Source organism: Kineothrix sp. IPX-CK (assembly GCF_039134705.1).
GTDB lineage: Bacteria > Bacillota > Clostridia > Lachnospirales > Lachnospiraceae > Kineothrix > Kineothrix sedimenti.
This window is the reverse complement of the sequence record NZ_CP146256.1, coordinates 3,640,146-3,658,602: the sequence shown is the minus strand read 5'-3', so window position 1 is coordinate 3,658,602 and position 18,457 is coordinate 3,640,146. Positions and strand designations below refer to the sequence as shown.

Below are 18,457 nucleotides of genomic sequence, written 5' to 3'. Positions count from 1 at the left end.
TGGCGGATGGGATTACGTTTTTATTTCGGTGCTTCGGGCGGAGGAAAGAGTACGAAGCTGCATGAGGAAATAGTGAGGCGCGGGATGGAGGAGCCCGACACTAATTTCCTCATTATTGTGCCGGATCAGTTTACCATGCAGACGCAGATGGACCTGGTAAAAGCTCATCCGAAGAAAGGAATCATGAATATCGATGTCCTTAGCTTCGGAAGGCTTTCCCACAGGATATTAGAGGAGGTAGGGGCGGACAGGCGCGCGGTGTTAGACGACACCGGAAAGAGTCTCGTCCTTAGAAAGGTAGCGGAGAATATACAAGAGGAAATGCCGGTCATCGGAAGCAATCTTCGTAAAATAGGGTATATTCACGAGGTAAAGTCCGTAATCTCGGAGCTCATGCAGTACGGAATCGGAGAAAAGGAACTTGGCGAGCTTGCGGCCTACGCTGAAAAACGGGGGGCGCTCTATCATAAGCTGAAGGATTTGGAGCTGCTTTATAAAAACTTTCTCGAATATATACAAGATAAATACATCACCACAGAGGAAACTCTGGATCTGCTTTGTGGGCTGCTGCCAAAATCCAGGATGATAAAGGGGAGCGTGATAGCTTTCGACGGCTTTACGGGATTTACACCGATTCAGAACAGACTGATCCAGCGTTTGATGATGCTGGCGGGGGAGGTAATCGTTACGGTGGTGCTGGATGCCGGTCTGGATCCTTATAAACTGGACGGAGAGCAGAAGCTCTTTTACTTGAGCAAAAAGACCACGGCGGACTTAAGGAAGCTTGCGGCTGAGGCGGGCGTACCCTTTGGAAAGGACGTGTTTTTAAAGGAAGAGAGGCTGCCCAGATTTCAGAACAACGAAGAAATGCAGCATTTGGAGAAATATTTGTTCCGGTATCCTGCTAAGGTATATGGGAAGGATAATGAAGCGCTGCATCTTTTCGAGACCTCTTCGCCGGGAGAAGAAATGAGGCAGGTATGTATAGAGATAAAACGGCTTATTAGAGAGAAGCATTATTGCTATCGGGATTTCGCTATCGTGACGGGAAATATGGAGACTTATGCGGGACATGCCCAGACGGAGGCGGCGAAATTCGAAATTCCTGTATTTATCGATCAAACGAAGGGAATTCTTCTGAATCCCTTTATCGAATATATCAGAAGCGCACTCAGGATCGTTATGGAGAACTTTTCCTATCAATCCGTATTTCATTACCTGCGCAGCGGTCTTGCCGACTTTACGAGGGAGGAAACGGATCTGCTGGAAAACTATGTGATTGCCCGGGGAATCAAGGGCAAAAAAAGGTGGACTGACATTTTCACGGGGAAGGACGATGAAGGGGGAGCAGAGGAGCTTGCCAGACTAAACGGCATACGGGAGAGGTTCGTGGAGCAGTTAACTCCTCTTACCCTGAAAGCGGGCACTGCCGGGGAAAAAATAAGGGCGTTGTACGGGTTTATAACGGAGAACAAGGTTCAGGAAAAGCTGGCGGCATATGAAAAAATGTTCGAGCGGAGAAATGATGCTGCCAGAGCCAAGGAGTACGGCCAAATTTACCGTTTGGTCATAGATCTGCTGGATCAGATAGAAAGCCTTCTTTCGGATGAAAAAATGAACATGAAGGAGTTTGCCGATATTTTAGACGCAGGTTTTGGAGAAATAGAAGTAGGAATGATTCCTCAAAATGTGGACCGGGTGGTGGTAGGCGACATCGAGAGAACCCGCCTAAAGGAAATAAAGGTGCTCTTTTTCATAGGGGTAAACGACGGAAATATACCCAAAAATGCGGGAATGGGCGGAATTATATCCGACATCGACAGAGAATTCCTTCAGGAATCGCCTTATGCGCTGGCGCCTACGCCAAGGCAGCAGATGTACATACAAAGGCTGTATCTATACATGAATATGACGAAGCCTTCGGAGCACTTATATCTTTCCTACTGCAAGGTGGGAGGGGAAGGAAAGAGCCTGCGCCCTGCATATCTGATCGATACGGTAAGCAAGCTGTTTCCCCGATTAAAGGCGCAGAAGCCGGAGCTTAAGCATCCTGAGGAGAAGCTGGAGACGAAGCGGGCAGGGCTGGACTATCTGACGGCCATGTTAAGGGAATATGCGGCGGGAAGGCTTGGAGAGGAAGACAGAAGACGATTCTTTACGGTTTACCGCGCTTACCTGGGGGATGAAGCATATAAAAGCCGTACCGGCGAGCTCATTGAAGCTGCGTTTACTTATTACCGGGAGAAAGGGCTTGGCAGAGAAATTGCCGGGGCCTTATACGGGAATCTCTTGGTCAGCAGCGTGAGCCGTCTGGAAACCTATTCGGCCTGTGCCTATGCCCACTTCCTGAAATACGGCCTTTCCTTAGAGGAACGGGAAGAATACAGCTTCGAAGCGACGGATATGGGAAATGTGTTCCACGGAGTACTGGAGCTGTTTGCCGGAAAGCTGCAGGAGCGGGGCTATACATGGTTCGACTTCGGCGAGAAGGAAGCGGAGGAAATGCTGGCTCAGGCTATGGAGGGCTATGCGGCCGCCTATGGGAATACGATTTTATACAGCACTGCGAGGAACGAATATGCCATAGACAGAATGTACCGCATTTTAAAGCGTACGGTGCTCACCTTGCAGCACCAGTTGAAAAAGGGCAGTTTTATCCCCGAGAACTTCGAGTTGTCCTTTCAAATGGCGGATGATCTGGATGCAGTGAATATCGCTCTTTCGGGGGAAGAGAGGATGAAGCTGAGGGGGCGGATCGACCGCATAGATACCTATGAGGATGAAGAGCACGTGTATGTAAAGGTAATAGACTATAAATCGGGGAACAGGAAGTTTAATCTGGCCGCGCTTTACTATGGACTGCAGCTTCAGCTTGTTGTGTACATGAATGCTGCGGTTGAACTGGAAAGGAAGAAGAACCCGAATAAAGAAGTGGTTCCGGCGGCTCTTCTATATTATCATGTGTCCGATCCGATGGTAAAGACTGAGGTCGAGGTAACGCCGAAGGAAATCAATGAGAAACTTCTGAAAGAACTTAGAATGACCGGTGTAGTCACCGAAAATGACAAGGTCATCAGTTTGCTTGACGGGGAATTCTCGGATAAGTCCGACGTTGTACCTATAGAACGGAAAAAAGACGGAAGTTACAGTGCGAAATCGAGTGTCATAACCGGAGACGATATGGGAGAAATATCGAGTTATGTAAATCACAAAATCAAACAAATTGGTATGGATATTATGCGGGGAAACATAGAAATCAATCCTTATGAGCAAAGCGGGGGAACCTCCTGTGATTACTGTGAATATAAAAGCGTCTGTGGATTCGATGAAGGAATAAGCGGATACGGATACAGGAAGCTTGAGAATCTGGAGGAACAGGAGGCGCTGGAGAGAATCAGAACGGCGAATTCGAAATCCTGATATGAACTCGAAATTAGAAATAAATTCGAATTTCAAATATAGATTCGAAATTCAAATATAAATTTGAATAGGAGACAGAGGATATGAGCGTTACGTATACGAAGGAGCAGCAGGAGGTTATCGATACGCATGGATGCAATATATTAGTATCTGCGGCTGCCGGATCTGGAAAGACGGCTGTGCTTGTGGAGCGTATCGTGGAGATGATCAGCGACGAAACCAAGCCCGTGGATATCGACAGGCTTTTAGTGGTGACCTTTACTAACGCGGCTGCTGCCGAGATGCGGGAGAGAATCGGAAATGCCATAGCGGCGCGGCTGGAGGCAGAACCTCGGAACGAACATCTGCAGAAGCAGGCTGCGCTTGTTCATAATGCGCAGATCACTACCATCGATAGCTTCTGTATGTTTGTGATAAGGAATAATTTCAACGATATCGGGCTTGATCCCGGCTTTCGGGTGGCAGACGAGGGTGAGCTGAAGCTGTTGAAAAAGGATGTGATGGCTGAACTTTTGGAGCAGAAGTTCGAGAAGGGAGACGCATCCTTTCTGCACTGTGTGGAGTATTTCAGCACCGGTAATCATGATAGAGCCATCGAAGAGCACATTTTAAAGCTGTACCAATTTGCGGAAAGCTATCCCTGGCCTGAGGAATGGCTTCTTGAAAGAAAGGGCGACTATGAAATCGGCTCTCTGGAGGAGCTGGAAGAAAAAGGAGAAGGCTCTTGGATCGATTTTTGCATGGAGCAGATAAGGAGCTTGACGCAGGACTGCGTAAGGAAAATTGAGGAGTGTATTCTTATTTGTGAACAGCCGGACGGCCCTTATATGTACGGAGAGGTTTTGGAGAGGGAGAAGCAGCGGCTTGAACGGCTGACTTTGTTGACGCGCTATAGTGAAGGATACGAGCTTTTTGGAGGAATGGTTTTCGACAGGCTTCCTTCCAGGAAGGATGACAGCGTATCCGGTGCGAAGCGTGAAATCGTACAGGGGATACGGAAGGAAATCAAAGAGATATGGAAGGACCTGTGCGCCAAATATTTCCCGGTTCAGCCTGAGACAGTGCTTAAATATATGAAGGGAAGCAGCGAGGCTGTTGTGGCGCTGGTGGATTTGACGCTGGAATATAAGGAGGCTCTGGATAAGAAGAAGCGGGAAAGCAATATCATAGATTTTTCCGACATGGAGCACCTGGCGCTCTCTATCCTGATAAAAAGGAAAGACAATGGAGCAGCTGAGATAACGAAAACGGCTCTGGATTATCGTGCGTTCTTTACGGAAATACTGATTGACGAATATCAGGACAGCAATCTGGTTCAGGAACTTTTGCTGGAAAGCGTTTCGGGTGAGTCGGAGCGGGTGTTTAACCGATTTATGGTAGGCGATGTGAAACAGAGCATTTATAAGTTCCGTCTGGCGAGGCCGGAGATTTTTATGAAGAAGTACAATGATTATAAGGCCGGCTCGGATACGGAAAGGAGAATCGACCTGCATAAAAATTTCAGAAGCCGCAGGGAGATACTGGATAGCGTGAATTATATCTTCGCCCAGATTATGGGAAAGAGACTGGGCGGCGTGGAGTATGACGATAAGGCGGCGCTGTATCCGGGGGCGGTCTATCCCGATGTGGAACAGGATGAGGAGGGAATATCCCAAAACTGCACGGAGCTTCTGCTGATAAAAAAGCAGGAATCGGAGGCAGGCAAAATGTCCGTCCGTCAAAGAGAAGCCTACGCTGTGGCAAAGCGTATTAAAGAGCTGGTGGGACGCTTTCCGGTGATGGATAAGGAAAGCGGCACTCTGCGCCCTGCACGGTATCAGGATATTGTAATCCTGCTTCGCACCAATGCGGGCTGGGACGAGGACTTTAAGAGCGTGCTTAAGGAGGAGGGAATTCCCTCTCACGTGGCATCGAAGACGGGATATTTCGCGGCAAAGGAGATACAGACCTTGCTTCAGGTACTGAGAATCCTGGACAATCCTTGGCAGGACATTCCGCTGTTCGGTGTGCTGAAATCTTATTTCGGTAATTTCGAAGAGGAGGAGATCGCAAAGATACGGGCGGCCTTTTCCGATAAGAAGAAAAAGCTTTATTTTTGTTTAAAGGAATTCGAGTCTGAGGATGCAGTTCTTGGAGAAAAAGTAAGGAGCTTTCTTGAATTCCTGGAGGAATATAGAGACAAAACCGTATATATGCCTATTCATGAGCTGATGCGGGATATTGCCATAGAAACGGGCTATCTTCATTATGTAACGGCCCTGCCGGGAGGCGAGCAGCGTAAGGCTAATGTGGAAACGCTGTTAGAGCGTGCTTCGGCCTTCGAGAGGACCAGCTATTACGGTTTGTTTCATTTCATACGATATATGGAACAGCTTGAGAAATACGATGTGGATTATGGAGAAGCCAATATTTTGGATGAAAATGCGGATGTGGTGAGAATCATGAGTATCCATAAGAGCAAGGGACTGGAATTCCCCATTTGTTTTGTCCCCGGTCTGGCGAAGCGGTTCAATATGATGGATACAAACGGAAAAATGATTGCTGATATGGATATGGGAATCGGCGCAGATTACGTGGATGTAGAAAGCAGGCTGCAAAGCAGGACACTTCGAAAGAACGTCATAGCGGAAAAGATGCGTCTGGACAATCTGGGGGAGGAGCTGCGGGTACTCTATGTTGCGCTTACGAGAGCGAGGGAAAAATTGATAATGACCGGAGTAGTCGATAAAATGGAAAGCAAGTTGAATGCTCTTGTTCCCATGCGCATATCGAAGGAGCCCAAGCTTTTTTACAGCGAGCTTGCGGGAGCCGGAAGCTATCTCGATTTCATTTTGCCTGCGATTGTAAGACACTCCGCCTTTGATTCCATATGGAAAGAATTCGGATATGAAAATATCACAGACATCTCGGATGTTTCAAGGGCCTCAGCCAGAGCGGAACTGTATGCCGGTGATGCACAAATAAGAGTAAGGATTATCGGAGATGAAGAGCTGGCAGAGGCAGAAATAAAAGAGCAGATACAGGCGGAAGGAGCCAGGCGGAGACTATATCTTTCTGACAGACAGCTTCCCGTAGATGAAAAGTTAATGACACATATGTCAGAAATTTTTGGTTATACATATGAACACGAAAACCTAAAGGACCTATACACGAAGACTACGGTATCTGAGCTAAAAAAAGAGGGACAGGAGGAGGAAACGGACTTTGCGTTTCATCTGTACGAGGAGGAACAGGTGATTCCCTATATTCCCAGATTCATGCAGGAAGAGGAGGCTTTAGGCGGCGCCGGAAGAGGCAGCGCCTTCCATAAGGTAATGGAGCTTATGGATTTTGCAGGCGGAGAAGGGAAGATATCTGTGGAAGAACAGATTGAAGAGATGCAAAGGCAGGGACTTCTTAGCAAGGATTATGCCGCAGCGGTATCCGTTACAGCTATTGAGGACTTCATGAATACCGGTCTTGCTGTGCGTATGGCAGAGGCGGAGAAGCACGGCTGTCTGTACAGAGAACAGCCCTTTGTATTGGGCCTTCCGGCAAGTGAACTGAATGAAAAATTTCCGTCTGAGGAGCTGGTGCTCATTCAGGGAATCATCGACGTCTATTTCGAAGAGGACGGAGATCTGGTGGTGGCCGATTACAAGACGGATAAGGTGAATGTGCCGGGGGAGCTCGTAAAAAGGTACGAAAAACAGCTGGACTATTACGCAAAAGCATTGGAGCAGCTCACAGGAAAACGGGTAAAGGAAAAAATTATATATTCATTTGGACTTAGGAAAGAAATTATGATATGATAAGGCGTGGACTCATAGGAAGTCCGGAAAAGTTGATATATAACGAGTGAGGAGGAAGAAAGCATGAAGACAAGTTTTGGTGTAAAAGAAGTGGTTGCAGTCGGTATTGGAGCAGCATTATTTGTCGCTTTGACTCAGGTACAGATTCCGCTTGGAATCCCGAATACATATTTGCAGCCGAGAGCTGCTCTTCTGGCATTTCTGGCAGCGGTGTTCGGGCCTATAGTAGGCGCAGCGGTAGGTCTTATCGGGCATGCTGTGGGAGACATGTTCTTCTACGGAAGCGCATGGTGGAGCTGGGTATTTCCCGAGGCAGTATTCGGAATTATCGTAGGTGTGTTCGCGAAGAAGTATGCTATCAAAGAAGGCGGATTCGGCAAAAAAGAAATCATCCATTTCAACGTGGTACAGGTTATAGCCAACGCAGCAGCGTGGATTCTGGTAGCCCCCATTTTGGATCTTATTATTTACAAAGAGCCCGCAAATAAAGTATTTTTGCAGGGTGTGGCAGCATGGCTCGGCAACGTGGTGATTATCGCGATTCTCGGTACGCTGCTGGCTGTGGGATATTCGAAGGTCGGCGCAAAGTCCTCCAGCTTAACGAAAGAGGACTAGATGAAAAATGACACCGATTATCGAATTTAAGGACTATACATTTAAATATCGATCACAGGTAGAACCTACTCTCCGGGATATCAATTTAAAGATTTATCCCGGAGAAAAGGTCTTGATTGTGGGACCATCCGGTTCGGGCAAATCGACGATTGTCCACTGCATCAACGGTTTGGTTCCATTTTCATTTGCCGGCGATATCACGGGCACGCTGAGCGTCAAGGGGGAGGACCCCGCGAAGCTGGGCGTATTTGGAATGTCCAAAATTGCAGGGACCGTATTGCAGGATACCAACGGACAGTTTGTTGGTCTGACGGTAGCCGAGGATATCGCATTCGCCCTGGAGAACGATATGGTGCTTCAGGAGGAAATGTTCGAACGGGTAGAAGAGGCAGCGCAGGTGGTGGATGTGGAGACACTGCTCACCCATGCGCCGTGGGAGCTGTCAGGAGGACAGAAGCAAAGGGTTTCCATGGCAGGAGTCATGGTGGATGATGTGGAGATACTGCTGTTCGACGAACCCCTTGCCAATCTTGATCCGGCCACGGGAAAAAAAGCCATCGATTTGATCGACCGAATCAGCAGGGAAAGAAATACAACGATTTTAATTATCGAGCATCGTCTGGAGGATGTTCTGTACCGTGATGCGGACAGAATCGTGGTGGTAGGAGACGGCCGTATTGTGGCGGATTTGAAGCCTGATGAGCTGCTTTCCAGGGATATTCTCATGGAACAGGGAATCAGAGAGCCGCTTTATATCGCGGCGATGAAGCATGCGGGCTGTAGGATCACAGAGGAAAGCAGACCCCAGCATATAGAGACTATGGTTTTAGACGCTTATAAGGAGCGGGTAAAAGAGTGGTTTCGCACATCGGAGTATGAGAAGGGAAAAAGAGCGGAAGAAAGTGTGCTGACGGTTAAGGACTTGTATTTTTCCTATGTTGAGGGAAAGCAGGTGTTGCAGCATATTCATTTCGATATACATAAAGGTGAAATGGTAAGCATCGTGGGAAAGAACGGCGCGGGGAAATCTACGCTTGCGGGGATCATCTGCGGATTTATGAAGCCCACGAGAGGAAGCATTCTTTTGAACGGTCAGGATATGGAAGGCCTGTCGGTAAAGGAACGCGGGGAGAAGATCGGACTGGTAATGCAAAGCCCCGGTCAGATGATATCCAAGCCGATGATTTATGATGAGGTGTCATTAGGCCTTACGGTGCGTGGAGTGCCGGAGGAGGAAGTAAAGGAGAGGGTATACCGCACGCTAAAAATATGCGGACTGTATCCGTTTCGCAACTGGCCGATATCAGCGCTCAGCTACGGGCAGAAGAAGAGAGTGACCATTGCGTCTATTCTTGTTATGAACCCGGAGGTCATCATTTTAGACGAGCCTACGGCGGGTCAGGATTACAGGCATTATACGGAAATTATGGAATTTCTCAAGGAAATTAACGAAAGCTACGGCATCACGATTATCATGATCACTCATGACATGCACCTGATGCTGGAATATACGGATAGAGCTATTGTGATTGCGGACGGGCACCTTCTTGCGGACGACACTCCTGCCAATGTGCTTACGGACGGGGGGATAGCGGACAGAGCATATCTGAAAAAAACTTCTCTCTACGACCTTGCCATAAGGTGCGGCGTGGAGAATACTTCCGAATTCGCAGAACGTTTTATCCATTACGAAAGAGCTATGCGGGAGGAGGATAAATAGATATGGCCAGAATATTGACCTATGAAGAAAAGGATACGTGGATTCATAGACTTTCCGGCGTTACCAAGCTTATATTCTTCCTGTTGTGGACGATGGCAAGCATGCTGTCCTATGATACGAGGGTACTATTGGCGATGGTGTTTGGAAGTCTGATTATTTATAAGATGTCTAAGATTCAGTGGAGACAGGTAGGAACGGTTTTTATGTTCATCTTGTTTTTTCTCATCTTCAATTTGCTTGCCATTTTCGTTTTTTCACCTTATGAAGGAGTGAATATTTACGGCAGCAGGACGGATATTGTTCACATGTTCGGAAACTATTATCTGACAAAGGAGCAGCTTTTTTATGAATTCAATGTAATGATCAAATATGTTACGATCGTGCCGGCGGTATTTATGTTTATCATTACTACCAATCCCAGCGAATTCGCAGCCTCATTAAACCGTATTGGAGTCAGTTATAACGTAAGCTATGCGGTTGCTATTACCCTTCGGTACATACCTGATGTTCAGGACGACTTCACGCAGATAAAGCATGCGCAGGAGGCGAGAGGCATAGAGATGTCAGGAAAGGCATCCTTGTTCGGCAGGATAAAGAATGTTGCCTCCATTATATTTCCCCTTATCTTTACCAGTATGGAGCGTATCGACGTGGTGAGCAATGCCATGGAGCTGCGCGGTTTCGGAAAGCATAAGAAACGTACGTGGTATGCAGGGAAAAAGTTAAAAAGAGCTGATTATATCGTAATCGGTGTCACTGTGGTCATCGCAGCAGCGGCACTTATCATTACTTTTCACGATGGTAACCGTTTTTATAATCCCTTCGTGAAATAGAAAGGTTATTAGAAAATTGTATTTTGGAACAGGAGATGAAGTGTTGGAAAATGTAGGAATTATATTGGAAGGAGGGGCCATGCGCAGCATGTTTTGTGCAGGTGTGCTGGATTTTTTTCTGGACAATGATATACAGATTCCCAATGTAATGGCAGTATCGGCTGGCGCGTACGCCGGTATGAATTATGTGTCGGGACAGAGAGGGCGCGCAGTGAAAGCTATTATCGAGCCGATGGAGAAAGAGAAATATCTTGGATTTTCCACCTTTTTTAAAAAGGGTACTTTTTTTGATATGGATTTGTTGTTCGATGAGATTCCGAAACGGAGAGTGCCTTTTGATTTTGAGGCGTTTACCGCTTCTGCAAAGAGATTTATTACCAGTACGGTAAATTGTGTGACGGGAGAATCCGTTTATCATGAGAAATTCGTTGATGAGGACGATTTCCTGAGAATATGCAGGGCTGCTAATTCGCTGCCGTTTATCGGGAAAGTGACCCATATTGACGGGATTCCCATGTTAGATGGCGGTATGGCTGATGCGATTCCGATCGGGAAGGCGTTAGAAGAGGGATGGAAGAAGGTGATCGTAGTCGTCACTAGGAATACGAAATATCGTAAAAAACAGAGATATTTCTACCTTGCCATGATTAGGCTCTTGTATCGTAAGTATCCCAAATTCGTTCATCTGGTGGCCGGAAGGGCGGCCAGATACAATCAATCCCTCGATATGCTGGAGCATATGGAGAAGGAAGGGCGGGCTTTTGTGCTGCGTCCCTCGGACGACATCTATCTGATTAACAACGAGACGGATGCATCGCGGCTTAAGGAATATTACAGGCATGGATATGAAGTGGCGGAGGAAAAAAAGACAGAATTGAAGGACTTTTTGGCTGAGTAAGAACGCGATTCGGGAGATGATTTCTGCTTTGCGAAGCGAATTTAAATGCAAAAAGTTTGCATTGCAGAACATCATGCGTTACTGAGAACGGAGTGGACAGTAACAGATTATGAGAAAGACTTGACAAAGATATTGGTATGTCGTATATTGTAGACAAATTAAATAAATCGCTAGGGGAGCAATAGCTGAGACTGACTCCGTTCTGTAAGACGGATTCTAACCCTCATAACCTGAACCGGATAATACCGGCGTAGGAAAGCACTTTTTTTGTAAATACGAGTGTTGTTTTTTGTATATGCAAAAGAAAGATTTGAGCCCCTCCATGTGATTTAAAATTACAAGGGAGGTTTTTTTATGTCATTTTTTGCAAAGGAAGTAGTGGATCAAGAGTGGGGAAATTATTTCGAACTCACGGGAGCTGGCTATGGAGTGTTGGTAGCCGTTATGCTGGCAATTCTGCTGGTGGCAAGTTTTATTTCAGGTAAGGATGGGAACAAAAGGTTCAGCACGAGGCAGCTGGTGTTTTCCGCTATGGCTATGGCACTGGCTATGGTAACGTCGATGCTTAAAGTAGTAGATATGCCTATGGGAGGTTCGGTTACTTTCTTCAGCATGCTGTTCATCTGCCTGATTGGCTACTGGTTCGGCCTTAGGGGAGGACTGATGGCGGCTATCGCATATGGTTTTTTACAGCTTATTGTAGATCCGTATATTATCAGTATTCCTCAGATGCTGACCGATTATATTTTTGCTTTTGGGGCGCTGGGTCTTTCGGGAGTCTTTTCCAATGCGAAGCATGGATTGATAAAGGGATATTTACTGGGTGTGCTTGGGCGGTATTTCTTTACCTTTTTGTCAGGGATGATATTCTTTGGAAGCTATGCTTCGGCTTATAATATGGCAGCGCCGGTTTATTCGTTAGTGTATAATGGAGCTTATATTGGATTGGAGACGTTGTTTACGTTGGTGCTTATTGCTATTCCGCCGGTTAATAAGGGACTTGCCAGAGTGAAAGTGATGGCGGTTGGGGAAGGTTCATAAGGGATTGTGAGAATTTTACGTTTTTCTTAGATATGGTAGATTTCATTAAGTAAAATCATACGCATACTGACGGATTTAAAACGAAATAACAGAAGAAAGTCTGTAATATCAAAGAGCAGGGAATCTGAAAACAGGTTTCCTGCTCTTATTTTTTATAGAAAAATTTAAATTTTATTGGATAGTAATAATATGGGTTTGGACTAAGTATAATTCTAATTTGAATCAGAATTCGGATTGGGATACCATGAGGTATCCAGCTGCGAGCCGTTGAAAATGCGTTTAATGCCGTTGGATTTTTGCATATACATATTTTCATCGGGATAGTAGCATGTATCTTCACTTTCATTCGTTCCGGCATCTAAGATGACAAGTGTTTCCTCTCCGGAGTTATAGAAGGTATGTGCAATGTCCTTTCCCGCCGGCTTCGCTATAAAATCACCCTGCTTTATGCGATGCTCCGCTCCGTCTAAGCGAAGGGTTCCCGCCCCCGAGAGAATCAGAAAGAATTCCTCCTGTTGGGAATGGCTGTGGTATCTTGCGCTGTATGCTCCCGGAGGAACGTAGTCGATATTCACATAAATCTTCTGACTTCCAGCGGCCTCTCCTAAGGACTTCGATTGGAGCCCTGCGGAATCTTCCCATAGATATTCTTCAGCTAAGCTATCTATATTGTTAATATCCATTTTTAAAACCTCCCCTGTTTTTGACTTTCATTTGATTGCTGTTATTATTCATCATACAAGAAAATCTGTTAACTAACAATACTATATAAAAAGATAGATTGAAGTTGAAATAAGTATATAGAAAATTGTTTTTTATTTTGTATGTTTTTACTATTGCAATAACCGAACATATGTTCTATATTATGGTTAACACATGTGGAGGAACTATTAATTGACAAAATTTAAAACGAAAGGGAATTATTATGCAAAAAGGATTTCAGAAAGTGTACATTCATAGTTGTGGAGATGGCGTTATTGCAACGCCGGTTATAGGTGAAAATGGAAATTGGTATGTTGGAAATGAAGATACCGGTGTAAAAGCAGAAGGAATTGATGGTAAAGACGGCGAGATGGGCCCAGAAGGACCGCAGGGCCCGAAAGGTGAGCAGGGTGATGTTGGCCCGGAAGGTCCTCAGGGCTTAAAAGGTGATACAGGAGCGGAAGGCGCCCAGGGCCCGAAGGGTGAAAAAGGTGACAAAGGAGACCAGGGCGAGATGGGCCCTCAAGGTCCCCAGGGAGATACCGGTGCTACGGGTATCCAGGGCCCGAAAGGAGACACCGGTGCTACTGGTCCTCAAGGTCCGATAGGTGAAACTCCTGCGCTGGCTGCAAACCTAACCACGACGGTTACAGGTAAAGCCCTTGATGCAACAATGGGTAAGGTGTTGGACGATAAGATTACGACCACTAATAATAATTTAACTTCTAATATCAACGCAATTACTGGTACATGGCTTGGAAATAATAAGATATCTTTTGACGGTACAAATTTTTATGCTACAGCTTCAAACGGCGTAAAAAAAAAATTGGGTGATCCACAAATTGTATCTCAAACATGGGAGGGCTCCAATACGGCAACCTTAACATTCGGTTTTAGTACTGTAGCTGGATATGCAGAGAAAACAGCAGAAGATTTCTTTGTGCAAATCAATAGCTTTTCGCCCTTTCGTACAGGTGGATTATTAGGAACCAATACTTTTACGCTTAATAAAAGTTATAATGCAGTGACTGGTGTTTTAACGCTAACAGGACTCTACAAATCAGGAGTTGAAAATAATTTTTACGTTAGTTCAATAACTGTGTATACTGTAGCAGCTTAATAATCTACATTACAGTCGTTTTCAAGGATTATTGTGGCACTTTTTCCCAGTATTGAGCAATATATACATTTGTATTGAGTGATTATTAGCTTGTACTTGTGAAGATAAAATACCAGTTAATTGGTTGTAGGAAAATGTTTGCGTAATCAATCCGGCAGAGCCTATATATAACATTACTAAGTAATTATAACAGATATTTAAAAAGTACGTCAAAGAGCCGGCTAGAGAGCAATCTTTACCGGCTCTAAGGCTTAAGGAAAGAAGGGAGTAGTCGAAACAGTAGCCCAGACGGCAGTAGCCACCATAGGTATCGCCGCAATCATGTCGGAGGTAAACTGGACGGTGGTAGCATCCGTATTGGCATAGGCGAACAGGGAGGATTTGGACTGGATTATCAGTATTCATTTCAGCGTGTCGCCAATCCCACACCGGACAAGGTGTAGAGGTCTATACCTACGAGAGCAGGCAGTATCAGGATGTTTTGAATTTTTGCAATAACCTCTCTGCTTTTGTGATAACGAGCAGGACGCTGTTCTTTATAATAGCATAGGCAGCTTTGACACCAAAGAGCAGGCTATTTTAATGGTATTTGTGATTATACGATAACACTGGAGGAATCTGTAATTTAAAATAATATAATGCAAAAGAGTAGAAGAATGCCCGAGTCTGTGAATTTTTCATGGTTTGAGGTTTTTTAATTTTATAGGCTTTATCCATCGGAAACAGAACGAATATTCTGTTTTAATATTAAGGAGAGTATATTTGAATCAAAGTGTAGTAAATAGGCCTAACTTTATTGCCCAAAGTAATAGAATTTCTATTTTCACCGGAACATGTAGAATTAATATAGTATCTGAGATTATCACAGATGAAAATATATTATATCTCAAGTAACTCAATATGCAAAATAAATTTTAGTATATTTACTATTGCAATAATCGAACATATGTTCTATATTATCATTAACACATGTGAGGAACTTATTAATTAGCAACTTTTATAGTGAAAGGAAATTATTATGAAAAAAGGTTTTGAAGTAGTAAACATACACGGTAATGCCAGCGGCATTATTCCTGTACCAATTATAGGTGAAAATGGAAATTGGTATGTTGGAAATGAAGATACCGGTGTAAAAGCAGAAGGAATTGATGGTAAAGACGGTGAGATGGGCCCGGAAGGACCTCAGGGACCGAAGGGTGAAAAAGGTGAGCAGGGTGATGTCGGACCGCAGGGCCCGGTAGGCGAAACTCCCGAGTTGGCTGCAAACTTAACCACGACAATTGAAGGTAAAGCATTAGACGCGATCATGGGTAAAGCGCTTGACGATAAAATTAAAGATTTAGATACTGAATTTGAAGGATTTAAAACGTCTTTTCAGAATGGCTGTAACACAATTGCTGGTAAAGTGACAGAATTGGGATGTGCTACAGCCGGTAATGCAGGTCCCAATGTCATTGCGGAAAATATTGAGATAGTGGCAAATAAAAAATACAATGATGGAGTAGCTGCTACAAAAGTCGGAACTGCAACGCCAGGGCATGTATTAAGCGGATATACCTTTACAAATAATAATGCTGTAGGAATATCTGGAACAATGGCAGATAGAGGGGCAGTTAATGCTTCACTGAATGCAGGACAATCTTACACTATTCCGGTCGGATATCATAACGGGAGCGGTAGTATTACTGCTAATTCGTTGGCAAGTCAGACAGCTGCCACAGCTACAGCAGATAACTTAAGTACAGGCAAGACGGCATGGGTAAATGGAGTAAAAATAACAGGAACAGGTGTGGATAATACGGCTCAATATAACGCAGGGTATAATGCCGGACAATCCAGGATACTTGCAGAAAAAATTACAACAAATATTTCAGCAGGAAAAAACGGTATAACATTAGATATATCGAAGTCCGGTTATAAAGCTATATATGCAGGTGTTTTATCTGCTCAATATGTGGCATCTGCCAATTCAAATACGGAATTAGGAACGTTAAGTACGTCGGTATCATCATCCGGAAATACTGCGACATTTACTTTCACGACTAATGCAACTGTTGGATATGATATGTTAAGTATTTTAGAAATAGTTGTAGTATATACTGCTGTATAATTTGTATTATACCTTAAAGCACAAATATAAGGGATGAGTTAATATTATAGGAAATTTATAAACAGAATTAAAGAGCCGGCTAGAGAGCAATCTTTACCGGCTCTAAAACTTAAGGAAAGAAGGAATGCGATGGAAACAGAAATCGCGGTAAAACTGGAAGCGCACGAACACGAAATAGCCTCTCTGAAACACCGGGTCAAGGAACTTGAAGCGGAAAGCAAAGTTATTCAGGAACTTGCCATATCCGTCAATAAAATGGCAGTGAACATGGAGAACATGCTGGAGGAGCAAAAAAAGCAGGGAGTTCGTTTGGAAATGCTGGAAAAGGTGCCGGTAGAGACCAACCGTCAAGTAAAGGCGGCTATCATTACGGCCTTTGCAGGCGGGATTGTGGGGGCCTTTATAACAACAATAGCAACAATTTTTAGATGATTGCAGAACTATAGTCTTACATAAATTTTTATATATAATGACTGGGGCGTCAAAGGTCCTTTTTTCAGATATCGAATCGACTGAATCAAACCCAAAAGACTCCTGCGCCGAATTCAAATATATAAGAAGTTCTAATTCACTGAACATCCCCGTCAAACATAGCAGAAAACAAAAACTCGCTGCTCTTAAACAGTTTTGTTTTCTACTATAATTATTTTGTAGGAAAAGTTGCTTTAATATCATGGAATCATACATAGAATTAATAAAAGTCAGGAGTTCCACAATCGTCTAATAACAATCTTATAAAAAAGGAGAAAGAATATGAAAAATAATGAACTCATAAACTGGTTAAAGGCAGCAGGCATAAGAGCAGTCAAAACAGTAGCCCAGACGGCAGTAGCTACCATAGGTACCGCTGCAATCATGTCGGAGGTAAACTGGACGGTGGTAGCATCCGCATCAGTACTGGCCGGGATATTATCCCTCCTGACCTCAACAGCAGGGCTGCCGGAGCTGAAATAGTAAGGAGTGTATACTATGACAATAGGAGTAAACTGTGGGCATACGATAAGCGGTGCCGGTTATGGCGCTGTGGGCCTCATCAAGGAATCTAACCACACGAGGCTTGTCGGATATTCTCTCATGGAGAAATTACGTGCCGCAGGTGTAAAAGTGGTTGATTGTACGATAGATGAAGCGGGTACACAGAATGAATATCTTGCGGCAGCGGTGGCGTTAGCGAACAGGGAAGATCTGGACTGGTTTATCAGTATCCATTTCAATGCTTCGGCGTCCCACACCGGACAAGGTGTAGAAGTCTATACCTACGAGGGCAGACAGTATCAGGATGCGTTGGACGTTTGCAATAACATTGCCGCTTATGGATTTAAAAACCGCGGAGTGAAAGCCGGCAGCGGGCTTTATGTCATTAACAAGACAAAAGCAAAGGCCATGCTGATTGAGGTATGCTTTTGTGATAATCAGGCAGATGTAGATCTCTATAATAAAATAGGTGGCGCGGATACTATAGCACAGGCCATCTTTAACGGTATCTATGATTATGCGGTAACGCCGGAGACGGTACCGGAAGAAGAGCACGACATGCCCCTGGATGATTTTATGGAGTTCGTAGGCGAAGTCGCAAGGCAGGACTGGATAGACAGAAAAATAATGCTGCCCTCTGTGGTGTTGGCTCAAGCCATAAAGGAATCCGCAAGAGGTACTTCGGAACTAGCACAGAAGGCGAATGCTTTGTTCGGAATCAAAAAGAATGGCTGGACCGGCAAAACCTATATCAAGGCTGCCACGGAACAGCGGTCTGACGGAAGCTATTACATAGTTGACAACACCGAATGGCGTGCATATGGAAGCTGGGAAGAGTCCATTCTGGACCACAACACCTACATATCCGAAAGGAGCACGGACGGCGGAAAAACGCTGCGCTATGGGCCTATAATCGGTTGTGCGGAATATGTACTTGTATGCCAGTATTTGCAGGATTTGGGATATGCTACTTCCTTGACTTATGCGGAGTCCCTTATCAATGATTACATAGAAAAATATGATCTTACAAGATTTGATGCAGCAGATGATGAGATTGCCCCGGGAGGAAAGAAATGGATCGTGCAGCTTGGTGCATATAAAAGCCGAAACAAGGCGGAGAGTCTTGTTAAAAAGCTTGAAAAGATCGGTGTGATCTCTATGTTACAATTATATGATACGAATGAGGAATCTTCTATGTGATAAGGGATGATTCGGAGTATATTTCTTCAAGC

13 protein-coding genes and 1 riboswitch are annotated in these 18,457 nt (G+C 44.8%); of the genes, 12 read left to right on the top strand and 1 reads right to left on the bottom strand.

The features are described from left to right. Positions 1-6 precede the first annotated feature (6 nt). The 7 genes from addB to V6984_RS17605 all read left to right on the top strand — a co-directional run bounded on the left by addB (position 7) and on the right by V6984_RS17605 (position 12,318). Positions 7-3,420 carry a helicase-exonuclease AddAB subunit AddB gene (addB, locus tag V6984_RS17635; RefSeq protein WP_342756914.1) on the top strand — a complete coding sequence of 1,138 codons (3,414 nt, stop codon included), beginning with the start codon at positions 7-9 and terminating at the stop codon, positions 3,418-3,420. A gap of 83 nt (positions 3,421-3,503) precedes the next feature. Further along, a complete protein-coding gene (gene addA, locus V6984_RS17630; RefSeq protein ID WP_342756913.1) occupies positions 3,504-7,211 on the top strand; it encodes a helicase-exonuclease AddAB subunit AddA in 3,708 nt (1,235 codons plus the stop codon). Positions 7,212-7,274: 63 nt separating this feature from the next. Next, positions 7,275-7,826 carry an ECF-type riboflavin transporter substrate-binding protein gene (locus V6984_RS17625; RefSeq protein ID WP_342756912.1) on the top strand — a complete coding sequence of 184 codons (552 nt, stop codon included), beginning with the start codon at positions 7,275-7,277 and terminating at the stop codon, positions 7,824-7,826. Between the two features lie 7 nt (positions 7,827-7,833). Next, the gene (locus V6984_RS17620; protein ID WP_342756911.1) at positions 7,834-9,546 is read left to right on the top strand and encodes an ABC transporter ATP-binding protein; all 1,713 of its coding nucleotides are present in this window, start codon (positions 7,834-7,836) and stop codon (positions 9,544-9,546) included. 2 nt (positions 9,547-9,548) lie between these two features. Next, positions 9,549-10,379: an energy-coupling factor transporter transmembrane component T gene (locus V6984_RS17615; protein WP_342756910.1), complete on the top strand. Its 831-nt coding sequence runs from the start codon at positions 9,549-9,551 to the stop codon at positions 10,377-10,379. 43 nt (positions 10,380-10,422) lie between these two features. Beyond that, entirely contained in the window at positions 10,423-11,277 is an 855-nt protein-coding gene (locus tag V6984_RS17610) for a patatin family protein (protein ID WP_342756909.1), read from the top strand. Positions 11,278-11,439: 162 nt separating this feature from the next. Then, positions 11,440-11,551, top strand: a riboswitch (TPP riboswitch). 80 nt (positions 11,552-11,631) lie between these two features. Then, entirely contained in the window at positions 11,632-12,318 is a 687-nt protein-coding gene (locus V6984_RS17605; RefSeq protein ID WP_342756908.1) for an energy-coupled thiamine transporter ThiT, read from the top strand. Positions 12,319-12,530: 212 nt separating this feature from the next. Here the strand turns inward: V6984_RS17605 and V6984_RS17600 are convergent, their stop codons facing one another. Then, entirely contained in the window at positions 12,531-13,001 is a 471-nt protein-coding gene (locus tag V6984_RS17600; protein WP_342756907.1) for a cupin domain-containing protein, read from the bottom strand. A 242-nt stretch (positions 13,002-13,243) separates the two neighbouring features. On the opposite strand from V6984_RS17600, the gene V6984_RS17595 reads away from it, so the two are divergent. The 5 genes from V6984_RS17595 to V6984_RS17575 all read left to right on the top strand — a co-directional run bounded on the left by V6984_RS17595 (position 13,244) and on the right by V6984_RS17575 (position 18,425). Next, positions 13,244-14,140 (top strand): hypothetical protein, encoded by an 897-nt coding sequence (locus V6984_RS17595; protein WP_342756906.1) that lies wholly within the window; start codon positions 13,244-13,246, stop codon positions 14,138-14,140. A gap of 1,018 nt (positions 14,141-15,158) precedes the next feature. Continuing rightward, a complete protein-coding gene (locus V6984_RS17590) occupies positions 15,159-16,250 on the top strand; it encodes a hypothetical protein (RefSeq protein ID WP_342756905.1) in 1,092 nt (363 codons plus the stop codon). 129 nt (positions 16,251-16,379) lie between these two features. After that, positions 16,380-16,682 carry a hypothetical protein gene (locus V6984_RS17585; protein ID WP_342756904.1) on the top strand — a complete coding sequence of 101 codons (303 nt, stop codon included), beginning with the start codon at positions 16,380-16,382 and terminating at the stop codon, positions 16,680-16,682. A gap of 321 nt (positions 16,683-17,003) precedes the next feature. After that, positions 17,004-17,204, top strand: coding sequence for a holin (locus V6984_RS17580; protein WP_342756903.1), 201 nt, complete (start codon positions 17,004-17,006; stop codon positions 17,202-17,204). Positions 17,205-17,219: 15 nt separating this feature from the next. Beyond that, entirely contained in the window at positions 17,220-18,425 is a 1,206-nt protein-coding gene (locus V6984_RS17575; RefSeq protein WP_342756902.1) for an N-acetylmuramoyl-L-alanine amidase, read from the top strand. The last annotated feature ends 32 nt before the right edge of the window (positions 18,426-18,457 follow it).

Excerpts from the sequence above, each read along its gene's own strand:
- addB (WP_342756914.1), top strand. The coding sequence starts at position 7 with ATGGGATTACGTTTTTATTTCGGTGCTTCGGGCGGAGGAAAGAGTACG.
- addA (WP_342756913.1), top strand. The coding sequence starts at position 3,504 with ATGAGCGTTACGTATACGAAGGAGCAGCAGGAGGTTATCGATACGCAT.
- V6984_RS17625 (WP_342756912.1), top strand. The coding sequence starts at position 7,275 with ATGAAGACAAGTTTTGGTGTAAAAGAAGTGGTTGCAGTCGGTATTGGA.
- V6984_RS17620 (WP_342756911.1), top strand. The coding sequence starts at position 7,834 with ATGACACCGATTATCGAATTTAAGGACTATACATTTAAATATCGATCA.
- V6984_RS17615 (WP_342756910.1), top strand. The coding sequence starts at position 9,549 with ATGGCCAGAATATTGACCTATGAAGAAAAGGATACGTGGATTCATAGA.
- V6984_RS17605 (WP_342756908.1), top strand. The coding sequence starts at position 11,632 with ATGTCATTTTTTGCAAAGGAAGTAGTGGATCAAGAGTGGGGAAATTAT.
- V6984_RS17600 (WP_342756907.1), bottom strand. The coding sequence starts at position 13,001 with ATGGATATTAACAATATAGATAGCTTAGCTGAAGAATATCTATGGGAA.
- V6984_RS17595 (WP_342756906.1), top strand. The coding sequence starts at position 13,244 with ATGCAAAAAGGATTTCAGAAAGTGTACATTCATAGTTGTGGAGATGGC.
- V6984_RS17590 (WP_342756905.1), top strand. The coding sequence starts at position 15,159 with ATGAAAAAAGGTTTTGAAGTAGTAAACATACACGGTAATGCCAGCGGC.
- V6984_RS17585 (WP_342756904.1), top strand. The coding sequence starts at position 16,380 with ATGGAAACAGAAATCGCGGTAAAACTGGAAGCGCACGAACACGAAATA.
- V6984_RS17580 (WP_342756903.1), top strand. The coding sequence starts at position 17,004 with ATGAAAAATAATGAACTCATAAACTGGTTAAAGGCAGCAGGCATAAGA.
- V6984_RS17575 (WP_342756902.1), top strand. The coding sequence starts at position 17,220 with ATGACAATAGGAGTAAACTGTGGGCATACGATAAGCGGTGCCGGTTAT.